The following is a 10,675-nucleotide window of genomic DNA, read 5'->3' as shown; positions in this document are numbered from 1 at the left end:
GTCACGCTGAATTATTGGCAGCAGAAATTTGGGCTCAGCGACTACACCAGCGATGCCCTGGCGCCCTATTTTCAGCAGGCCGAGACCCGGCTCAACATGGGCCCGTGGCTGGTCGCGCCGAATGAAAACAATGACTTGCTGCGCCGCGGTGCCGCCAGGCTCGGCATCCCGGCGGCGGCGATTGCCCGCAACGTCAAGGGTTGCTGGAACCTGGGCTCCTGCGGCATGGGCTGTCCAACCAATGCCAAGCAATCCATGCTGGTGACCACCATCCCGGCGGCGCTGGACCTCGGCGCCACCTTGTTGGTGGAAACTCGTGCGCAAGAGTTTGAGCTTGCCAATGGGCGGATCAAGTCGCTCCGGTGTATTGGAGTAAAACCCAATGGGGCCCCCGTGGAATCTGCTTCAAGTGCTACGATAATAATAGCAAAGCACTATGTGTTGTCGGGCGGTGCCATCAACTCGGCGGCCCTGCTCTTGCGCTCGCAGGCGCCCGATCCGCATGCGCGCCTAGGCCTTCGCACCTTCCTGCATCCCGTAGTGATGTCTGCCGCTGTCATGGCGCAGAAGGTGGAGGCGTGGACGGGTGCACCACAGACCATCTACACCGATCATTTTCTCAATACCCAGCCCATTGACGGCCCCGTGGGGTTCAAGCTGGAGGCGCCGCCGCTGCACCCGGTGATCTTCGCCTCCACCGTGTCCGGCTATGGTCAGCAGCAGGCCGATCTGCTGGCGAAGTTTCCCCACACCCATGTGCTGCTCGCCCTCTTGCGCGACGGATTTCATGAGCGCGCCGCCGGCGGACAGGTCAAGTTGCGTGCCGATGGTTCCGCCCTGCTGGACTATCCACTGACGGACTTTGTCATGGATGGCGCGAGACGTGCCATGCTGGCCATGGTGGAGATTCAGTTTGCGGCCGGTGCCCGCCAGGTTCTTCCGCTGCATGAGATGGCGCGGCCCTACACCGCCTGGACCGAGGCCAAACAGGCGGTCGAGGCACTTCCCATGAAGCCGCTGCTGACCAAGATGGTGAGCGCCCATGTGATGGGTGGTTGTGGCATGGCTGGCAGCGAAAAGCTCGGCGTGACGCGTCCCGACGGATTGCACTGGCAGATCGAGAACCTGTCCATTCACGACGGCTCCATCTTCCCGACCAGCATTGGTGCCAACCCGCAGTTGTCAATCTACGGCATCGTCAATCGTCTGGCGCAAGGACTGGTCAAGCGCCTGACGGGGAAGGAAAGGGCGTTGGCCTGAGCGCTCAGCGCTGAATGAGCTTGTCGCCAGCCTGGAGCGCATTGGCTGCAATATCGCTCAGGTTTTTGACGCGGTCATACAGCGGGGTGAAGTCGGGCGCGGTCATTCCGAACAACTGCTCAAAGCTGTCGATGACGAAATAGGTCTGTTGGTAGCTGTCAATCTTGTAGCGGGTACGCATGGCGCGCTGCAGGTCCAGTTGAATCCGGTTGGGCTCAGGGCTCGTTACCGCATAGTTCAGTTCGCCCGATGAACTCAGGATGCCAGCGCCGTACGCACGCAAGCCGCCGGCCTGGGCGATCAATCCGAATTCGATGGTGTACCAGTACAGGCGTGAGAGCTGTTCACAGGCGCCGAGCTGGTGCGCCTTGAGGCCGCCCTCGCCGTAGCGCTGCACGTAGTCGGCAAAGGCCGGGTTGAACAGCAGGGGCACATGACCAAACAGGTCATGAAACACATCGGGCTCGACGATGTAGTCAAACTCCTGTGGCGTGCGAATCCAGTCCGTCACCGGGAATTTTCGATTGGCCAGCAGGGTGAAAAAAGGTACTTCAGGGATCAGCCCTGGCACGGTAACGATCTCCCAGCCGGTGGCCCGGCTCAGGCGTTCATTGACCTCTTCAAAACGCGGAATCCGGTCCTTGGCACCCAGCGATGGCAGGGCAGCGATGAACTCGTCGCACGCCAGCCCGGGCAACAAGGCCTCCTGACGCGCGTAGAGGCGACGGTAGGTGTCGTGGTCTCGTGCGGTGTAGGCCGCGTAGTCCTGGGCGCAGGTGTAGTCGGCCCCGGCGCGGCGATAGTCGCCACGAGGTGGGCGCTCGCTGGCGCCATAGACAACGGGCTCAACAACCATGTCTGTCTCCGCCGATGATTCGGCGCTAAGCCGTCAGTACGCCGCGGCGTATCTGGTCCAGCTCCATGGTTTCGAACAGGGCCTTGAAGTTGCCCTCGCCAAAGCCTTCATTGCCCTTGCGCTGGATGAACTCGAAGAAGATGGGCCCGAGCTGGTTCTCGCTGAAGATCTGCAGCAGCAGCTCACCCGGTTTGCCGTCCAGCAGGATGTTGCGCTGCTGCAGCGCAACTACGTCTTCGCCATGGCCGGGAATGCGCTTTTCCAGCAATTCATAATAGGTATCGCTGGTGCTCAGCAGCTTGACGCCGCTCATCTGCAACGCGTCCACGGTGTCGATCAAGTTGCTGGAGCCCAGCGCGATGTGCTGGATGCCTTCGCCGTGGTAGCGGTCAAGGTACTCCTGAATCTGCCCCGGCTTGTCGTTGCCTTCTTCATTGATGGGAATGCGGATTTTTCCGCACGGGCTGGTCATGGCCTTGCTTTTCACACCGGTACTCTGGCCTTCCAGGTCAAAGTAGCGCACCTCGCGGAAGTTGAAGAGCCGCTCGTAAAACTCGGCCCACTCGGCCATACGACCGCGGTGCACGTTGTGCGTGAGATGGTCGATGTAGGTCAGGCCAAAGCCGACCGGATTCAGGGCTTCTGACGCCTCAATGCCGGGCAGGGCTTCGAAGTCCACGTCAAAGAAGCCGATGTTGCCAATGTCACCCTCCCTGGCGCCATTCTTGCCGCGCCAGCGGTCCACCAGGTAGATCAGCGAGTCGCCAATGCCCTTGATGGCCGGGATGTTGAGCTCGCCGGGGCCGGCCTTGCCGGCGTAGCCAAAGGCGCCCAGATCCAGCGCACGTTCATAGGCGCTTTTGACATCCTGCACCCGAAAGGCGATCGCGCAAATGCTGGGGCCGTGCAGGCGCGCGAAGCGCTGGGCAAACGAGTCGGGCTCGGCGTTGATGAGGAAGTTGATGCCACCCTGGCGGTACAAGGTCACGTCCTTGTGGCGGTGTTTGGCCACCGGCTTGAAGCCCATGCGCTCAAACAGGGCGCCCATGGCGGCAGGGTCGGGCGCCGCATATTCGATGAATTCAAAGCCATCGGTGCCCATCGGGTTGTCCCACATGTGTCGTCTCCGGTTGGGGCATATCGCCACGTTATGAACCTTGACCAGTCTATTGTTGGTGCCCCGGAGAAAACCTGCAACTTGAGTAGCCTGATTTGCTTCAAACGCAAGAAACCTGCAAAATATCCAGAATGGAAACACTGGACAAGCTGGATAAGCTGATTTTGAGCAAGCTGCAAGTGAATGGTCGCGCCACCTATGACCAGATTGCCGAGATGGTGAGTCTGTCCCCCAGTGCCGTGTTGCGGCGGGTGCAACGGCTGGAAACCAGCGGCGTGATCGACCGCTACGTGGCGCTGGTCAAGCCGGAGGCGGTCGGCCTGGGGCTGATGGCGCATATCAACGTACGGCTGGAAAAAAACACGGAAAGCCACAAACGAAATCCCAGGGATCTGTTCCGGGCCAGCGTCCAGACCTGGCCTGAAGTCGTGGAGTGCGACGCCTTGAGTGGTGAAATGGACTATTTTTTGAGGGTTCTGGTCCGGGATATGAGTGCGTACTCACATTTCGTCATGGAGACGCTGCTCAAGCATCCCAGCGTGCAAGACTGCAAAACCAGCTTTGTGCTGGACCGTGTGAAGGCGACGACGGCGGTACCTCTGTAAGTCGATGTGCTCTTTGGGTTGGTCGTTCTAGGGAAAACCCGTATAGTGCCGCTCATGGTTGAAACAAAGGCTCTGATCAAGACGCCGCTGGAAGGTGGCGAGGAGTTGTCGCGCGCCCCGCCGGAATCACGGGAGCGCGAACTGCTGCCGGCGGCGCCCAGAACACCGCCGGTGCTGGTGCCCATCCGCTCGCTCGGAGCAAATCATCGTGAGCGAATCGCGCGCCACTTGCTCGCGCTTGAGCCGCGGGATCGTTATCTGCGCTTCGGTTTTGCGGCCAATGACGAGCAGATTCAACGCTATGCGGACAGCCTGAATTTTGACCGTGACGAAATATTCGGCATCTACAACCGGCGTCTTGAGCTGATTGCGATGGCGCATCTCGCGTTCTCCGCTGACACCGATCTGGCCGCTTGCGCCGAGTTTGGCGTGTCGGTCTTGAAGTCCGCTCGTGGTCGCGGTTATGGCGCACGGCTGTTTGACCGGGCTGCCATGCACGCGCGCAACGAAGGCGTGAACCGGATGTTCATCCACGCCCTGAGCGAAAACAACACCATGCTCAAAATCGCCCGCAATGCCGGCGCCATCGTGGAGCGGGATGGGTCCGAGTCAGAGGCCCATCTGCATCTGCCGCCCGCCACGCTGGACACCCGTCTGAGCGAACTGGTGGCAGAGCAGGTGGCCCAGACCGACTACCGCATCAAGGTGCAGGTGAAGCAGTTCTGGGACGTTCTGGCGGGGGTGCAGGCACTTCGCCGCGATGTGCAGGAAGCACAGCGAATCACACCGAAGTGATGCGGCTTGCGGGCGCGGCGACGCATGGTCGCGGCAATCCGCTATCCTTGAGGGTCTTTAACAACCGCATGTCCTGCGCCTCTGGCTGTGTCAGACCCCCATCCTGCGCGACTTCCTGACAGGGAAGACAAGCGCACTTTCCTGCAAAAACTGGCCGAGTTCATTCACCCGGGGCCGGACTCTACGGCCGAGTTGATCGAAACCCTGGCGGAAGCCGAAGAAAACAACATCATTGGCGCCGAATCCCGCGTGATGCTTGAAGGGGTGATCCGCATGGCGGACATGACGGCGGGCGAGGTGATGGTCCCTGCCACCCGGATGGACCTGGTCAATATTGGGGACCCCTACGATGTGCTGATGCATGGGGTGATCAACACCGCGCACTCGCGCTTTCCCGTGTACGACGGTGAGCGTGAGAACATCATCGGCATCCTGATGGCCAAGGATTTGCTGAAACTCCAGCGTGCACCTGAACTCAACATCCGGGCCTTGCTGCGGCCGGCCGTATTTGTTCCTGAAACCAAGGGGCTCAACGATTTGTTGCGCGAGTTCCAGGGCAACCGCAACCATCTGGCCATCGTGATCGATGAATTCGGCCGGGTCGCCGGTCTGATCACCATTGAGGATGTGCTGGAACAAATCGTGGGCGAGATCGAGGACGAATTCGATATTGCGGAGGACGAGGGCGATATTTTTGCTCTCGCGGACCGTACCTACCGCGTCAGCGGGGACACGACCATCGAACGGGTTGCCGACGCCTTTGGCGTCAAGCTGACCAGTACCGATCCCGAGGATGAGTTTGACACCATTGGCGGTTTGATTGCCCATGAAATGGGTCACGTCCCCAAGCGGGGCGAACATCACACAATGGCTGGCCTCAATTTTGTCGTGTTGCACACCAAAGGGGGTGCCGTGAAATGGTTCAAGGTGTCACCGGTTGCCAATGACGCCGGTTAACGCGGCATCCCGCCTCAGCTGGGTCCAGGTGGCGCTGGCCCTGATCGCCGGCGTGGCCCACGCGGCCAGCATGGCCTGGCCCTTGTCGATCGAAGTCCCGGCCCTGGCGCTGCTGGCCTTGCACCCGGCGCAACCTGTCTGGTGGCTCCAGCTGATGGCCCTGGGGCTGCTGGCGGGTTTGCTGCGCAATTGCCAGCACTGGCGACCCGCAGCGCTGGCGGGCTGGTTATTTGCCACGGCCTGGCTGACGGGCACTTTCTGGTGGACCTTCGTGGCCCTGCACACCTATGGCGGCTTGCCGGCCGTCTTGGCTGTGCTGGCGGTGCTCGCGCTGGCCGCGCTACTGGCTTTGTACTATGCCGCCCTTTGTGGGCTATTTGTGGCGCTAGCCCCCGTCAATAGAGCGTGGGCTGCTATAGTTTTTGCGGCACTGTGGTTGATCGCCGAATTGGCGCGTGGCGTCTGGCTGACCGGGTTTGGCTGGGGCGCCTCCGGTTACGCCCACGTGGACGGGCCGCTGGCGGGCTTCGCTCCCTGGCTGGGCATGTACGGGCTCTGTCTGCTATCGGCGTGGCTGGCCATGACGCTGGCTCAGTTGATTCGCCCGGCGCAGGCCTGCGGCACCTGGCGCGAGCGGGCGTTTGGCCTGCCGGCGGTGTTGTTGCTGCTGACCCTGCCCGCGGTTTACCGCATGGAGCAGCCGGACATGTCGAGGTCGGTTGGGACGGTGGCGGTGACGCTGCTGCAGGGCAACATACCCCAGGACGAAAAATTCGAGACCGGCACCGGCGTACCGCAGGCCCTGCAGTGGTACGCCGCGCAACTGCGCGACAGTCGCACCTCGCTCGTGATTGCGCCAGAAACGGCGATCCCGGTGTTGCCTCAACAACTGCCTCCCGGCTACTGGGACGCGCTGCAGCAACGTTTTGCCACGGGTCAACAGGCCGCCCTGATCGGCATGCCGTTGGGTAGTTACCAGGAGGGCTACACCAACTCGGCGGTCGGCTTCAAGCCCGGGCAGGCGCTGCCCTGGCGCTACGACAAACACCACCTGGTGCCGTTTGGCGAGTTCATTCCGCCTTTTTTCAAATGGTTCACGGCGATGATGAACATCCCGCTGGGCGATTTCAACCGTGGCGGTCTGCGGCAGCCGCCGTTTGAATGGCAGGGGCAACGCCTGTCGCCCAATATTTGCTACGAAGATCTGTTTGGTGAGGAGCTGGGCCGGCGCTTCATTGACCCGTCCCAGGACCCTACCATCTTCGTCAATATCAGCAACCTGGCCTGGTATGGCAACAGCCTGGCGATGGACCAGCATCTGCAGATTGCCCGCATGCGCGCGAAGGAGTTCGAGCGGCCCTTTGTCCTTGCCACCAACACGGGCCTGACGGCGATTGTTGACCATCGCGGCGGCATCGTCGCCGACCTGGCACGCGACACCCGGGCTGTTCTGGTCGGCGAGGTGGAGGGCAGAACCGGTGTCACACCTTATGGCTGGTGGGTAGCCCGTTTCGGGCTGTGGCCGTTTTGGCTCGGGGCCCTGGCCCTGGTCTTGCTGGCGGTACGCCGCAGCTTGCGAAAACGCTAGTTCGCCGCCCGGCCGCCGTGCTACGGTGGCCATCGTGAACCCCCGTAAAATCGGCGGTTACGCATGGACATCGTGTTCGTTCGAAAACCCCCAGGGCGCAGCCCGTCGAAGTCCCCCATAAGACATGTTGACTTTCCAGCAAATCATTTTGAAACTCCAGTCCTACTGGGATGCCCAGGGCTGCGCGTTGTTGCAGCCCTATGACATGGAGGTTGGCGCCGGCACATCGCATACCGCTACGTTTTTGCGAGCGCTCGGGCCGGAACCCTGGAAGGCGGCCTACGTGCAGCCGAGTCGCCGCCCGAAAGACGGCCGCTATGGCGAGAACCCCAATCGCCTGCAGCATTACTACCAGTACCAGGTGGTGCTGAAGCCCGCGCCGGCCAACATCCTGGAGTTGTACCTCGGTTCGCTTGAAGCGCTGGGCTTCGACCTCAGGAAGAACGACATCCGCTTTGTTGAAGACGATTGGGAAAACCCCACGCTGGGCGCCTGGGGCCTGGGCTGGGAGGTCTGGCTCAACGGCATGGAAGTGACGCAGTTCACCTACTTCCAGCAGGTCGGCGGCATCGACTGCAAGCCGATCACCGGCGAGATCACTTACGGCCTGGAGCGCCTGGCTATGTACCTGCAAGGCGTGGACAACGTCTACAACCTGCAGTGGACCGACACCATGAGCTATGGCGACGTCTACCTGCAAAACGAAAAAGAGCAGTCGGCCTACAACTTCGAGCACAGCGACGCCGACTTCCTGTTCACCGCCTTCACGGCCCACGAGAAACAGGCCAAGCACCTGATTGAGGTGCAGCTGGCCCTGCCGGCCTACGAGCAGGTGCTCAAGTGCGCGCACAGCTTCAACCTGCTGGACGCGCGTGGCGCCATTTCCGTCACCGAGCGCGCCGCCTACATCGGGCGCATCCGCAACCTGGCGCGCGCCGTGGCGCAGAGTTATTACGAGAGCCGCGAGCGCCTGGGCTTCCCGATGGCGCCGCGCGAGTGGGTGGAACAGATGACGAAGAAGGCCGCCTGAACGCAGGACGAAAGCATAAAAAAATGACGACCAAAAATCTTCTCGTTGAATTGTTTGTGGAAGAGCTGCCACCCAAGGCACTCAAGAAACTGGGCGATGCTTTTGCGTCGCAACTGGCCGACCAGTTGCGCAGCCAGGGATTGGCCGGCGCGCAATCGGTGGTGACCGCTTACGCCTCGCCGCGCCGTCTGGCCGCGCACATCACGCAAGTCTGGCGCAAGGCCGCCGACAAGGCAGTGCAGCAAAAGCTGATGCCGGTATCGGTCGGGCTGGACGCCGCCGGCAAGGCGACGCCCGCCCTGCTGAAGAAATTGCAGGCGCTGGGGGCCGATCTGTCGGACCCGGTGGCTGCCGTGATGGCGCTCAGGAAAGCAGCCGACGGCAAGGCCGAAGCCCTGTTTTACGACAGTCTGGTCAGCGGCGCCACACTCGACACCGGTTTGCAGAAGGCGCTGGAAGAGGCGATCGCCAAGCTGCCGATCCCCAAGGTCATGAGCTACCAGTTGGAAACCGATTGCGAGTTACCGGGCTGGAGCAGCGTGCACTTTGTCCGCCCGGCGCACGGTCTGGTGGCGCTGCACGGCAGCACCGTGGTGCCGATCAAGGTGTTGGGGCTTGGCGCCGGCAATACGACCCAGGGCCACCGCTTTGAAGCCAGCGTGTCACCGGTTCTGATCGCCGACGCCGACAGCTACGCTGCCACACTGGCCCGAGACGGCGCTGTGATTGCCGGCTTCGCGGAACGCCGTGCCGAGATCGTGCGTCAGCTCGCGGCCGCCGCCGCCAAGATGGGTGGTGGCGTCAAAGTGATCGAAGACGAGGCCCTGCTGGATGAAGTCACCGGCCTGGTGGAGCGCCCCAATGTGCTGGTCTGCGAGTTCGAGCCGCAGTTTCTCGAGGTGCCGCAGGAATGCCTGATCCTCACCATGAAGGCCAACCAGAAGTACTTCCCACTGCTTGACGCCAACGCCAGGTTGACGAACAAGTTCCTGGTCGTCAGCAACATCAGCCCGACCGACGCCAGCGCGGTCATCGGCGGTAATGAGCGGGTGGTGCGTCCGCGTCTGGCCGACGCCAAGTTTTTCTTCGATCAGGATCGCAAGAAGACGCTGGCGTCGCGGGTGGCGGGGCTGGACAAAGTGGTTTACCACAACAAGCTGGGCACGCAAGGCGAGCGCATGGAGCGCGTCCGGGTGATTGCGCAAGCCATCGGCCAGCAACTCGGTGGCGAACTGCTGGCGCAGCAGGCGGACACTGCCGCGCGACTGGCCAAGGCCGACTTGTTGACCGACATGGTGGGCGAGTTCCCTGAGTTGCAGGGCATCATGGGTGGTTATTACGCGCGCCATGACGGTCTGGAGGAAGACGTCGCAATTGCTATTGAAGATCACTACAAGCCGCGTTTTTCCGGGGATGGGTTGCCGCGCAACTTGCTGGGAGTTGTCGTCGCTTTGGCCGACAAGCTGGAAACGCTGGTTGGCATGTTCGGCATCGGCAATCTGCCCACTGGCGACAAGGATCCGTTTGCCCTGCGGCGTCATGCGCTTGGAGTGATCCGTATGCTTGGGGATGCTGATCTACCTTTGCATCTCACAGATCTCATTAGAGATGCGACAGCATCCTCTCAGTGGCCAGAAACTTGGTCAAATCTGGTGAATCTTGGGCCGATCATTCCAGCGGTGGAGCAATTCATTTTTGACCGCCTCGCCGGTTCTCTGCGTGAACAAGGCTACAGCGCGCAAGAAGTTGAAGCCGTACTGGCGCTACAACCGCAGCGTCTGGGCGACATCCCAAAGCGCCTTGCCGCTGTGCGCGCCTTTGCAATGCTGCCCGAAGCCGCCGCCCTGGCGGCCGCCAACAAGCGCATCAGCAACATCCTGAAGAAAGCACAGGACGTCGATCCGCATGTCAGCGAAGTGCTGCTCAAGGAGCCGGCCGAGATCGCCATGTTTGCCGCGATGAAGGACGTGGTGCCGAAAGCACAGACGCAGTTCGAGGCCGGCGACTACACCGCTTCGCTGCAAAGTCTGGCTGCTTTGCGCGGGCCGGTGGACGACTTCTTCGACGGCGTCATGGTCAATGCCGAGGCGCTTGATTTACGCCTGAACCGACAGGGTCTGCTGAAAAGACTGCACGAAGCGATGAACCGCGTGGCCGATCTTTCCAAACTAGCGAGTTGAATTTTCAACCATGAAACTGGTCATCCTCGATCGCGACGGTACCGTCAATGAAGACAGCGCCGACTATGTCAAATCGCCGGATGAATGGACGCCTTTGCCGGGTGCGCTGGAGGCGATTGCCCGCCTCAACCACGCCGGCTGGCACGTGGTGCTGGCGTCCAACCAGTCGGGCCTCGGGCGCGGTCTGTTTGATGTCTCCACGCTCAACGCGATGCACGCCAAAATGCACGCCTTGCTGGCCACCGTCGGGGGCCGGGTGGACGCCGTGTTTTACTGCCCCCATGCGC

At 61.5% G+C, this 10,675-nt stretch carries 10 protein-coding genes; 8 read left to right on the top strand and 2 right to left on the bottom strand.

Annotation, left to right across the window (positions count from 1 at the left end; translation table 11 throughout):
* Positions 1–1,260: GMC family oxidoreductase N-terminal domain-containing protein (locus Q7T10_RS10200; RefSeq protein ID WP_304747861.1), on the top strand; the 1,260-nt coding region annotated here is incomplete at its 5' end.
* A 4-nt stretch (positions 1,261–1,264) separates the two neighbouring features.
* Here the strand turns inward: Q7T10_RS10200 and phhA are convergent.
* Together phhA and hppD are read right to left on the bottom strand one after the other, a co-directional pair.
* Positions 1,265–2,116: a phenylalanine 4-monooxygenase gene (gene phhA / locus Q7T10_RS10195; protein WP_304747860.1), complete on the bottom strand. Its 852-nt coding sequence runs from the start codon at positions 2,114–2,116 to the stop codon at positions 1,265–1,267.
* Positions 2,117–2,141: 25 nt separating this feature from the next.
* Positions 2,142–3,233, bottom strand: a complete 1,092-nt coding sequence (gene hppD / locus Q7T10_RS10190; RefSeq protein ID WP_304747858.1) for a 4-hydroxyphenylpyruvate dioxygenase — start codon at positions 3,231–3,233, stop codon at positions 2,142–2,144.
* 131 nt (positions 3,234–3,364) lie between these two features.
* On the opposite strand from hppD, the gene Q7T10_RS10185 reads away from it, so the two are divergent.
* From Q7T10_RS10185 to Q7T10_RS10155, 7 genes are all read left to right on the top strand, one after another.
* On the top strand, positions 3,365–3,838 hold the full coding sequence (locus Q7T10_RS10185) for an Lrp/AsnC family transcriptional regulator (protein ID WP_304747856.1): 474 nt from the start codon (positions 3,365–3,367) through the stop codon (positions 3,836–3,838).
* 54 nt (positions 3,839–3,892) lie between these two features.
* Positions 3,893–4,633 carry a GNAT family N-acetyltransferase gene (locus tag Q7T10_RS10180; RefSeq protein WP_304747853.1) on the top strand — a complete coding sequence of 247 codons (741 nt, stop codon included), beginning with the start codon at positions 3,893–3,895 and terminating at the stop codon, positions 4,631–4,633.
* Positions 4,634–4,720: 87 nt separating this feature from the next.
* Entirely contained in the window at positions 4,721–5,590 is an 870-nt protein-coding gene (locus Q7T10_RS10175) for an HlyC/CorC family transporter (protein WP_304747852.1), read from the top strand.
* The gene (lnt, locus tag Q7T10_RS10170) at positions 5,577–7,178 is read left to right on the top strand and encodes an apolipoprotein N-acyltransferase (protein ID WP_304747850.1); all 1,602 of its coding nucleotides are present in this window, start codon (positions 5,577–5,579) and stop codon (positions 7,176–7,178) included. Before Q7T10_RS10175 ends, lnt begins: the two co-directional genes overlap by 14 nt.
* Before the next feature lie 124 nt (positions 7,179–7,302).
* Positions 7,303–8,208, top strand: coding sequence for a glycine--tRNA ligase subunit alpha (glyQ, locus tag Q7T10_RS10165; RefSeq protein ID WP_304747849.1), 906 nt, complete (start codon positions 7,303–7,305; stop codon positions 8,206–8,208).
* 23 nt (positions 8,209–8,231) lie between these two features.
* Positions 8,232–10,388, top strand: coding sequence for a glycine--tRNA ligase subunit beta (gene glyS / locus Q7T10_RS10160; protein ID WP_304747847.1), 2,157 nt, complete (start codon positions 8,232–8,234; stop codon positions 10,386–10,388).
* Between the two features lie 10 nt (positions 10,389–10,398).
* Positions 10,399–10,675: HAD-IIIA family hydrolase (locus Q7T10_RS10155; RefSeq protein ID WP_304747845.1), on the top strand; the 277-nt coding region annotated here is incomplete at its 3' end.

Source organism: Rhodoferax sp., from assembly GCF_030646845.1.
GTDB lineage: Bacteria > Pseudomonadota > Gammaproteobacteria > Burkholderiales > Burkholderiaceae_C > Rhodoferax.
Note: the sequence above shows the minus strand (reverse complement) of the source record. Positions and strands in the feature narration are given on the sequence as shown.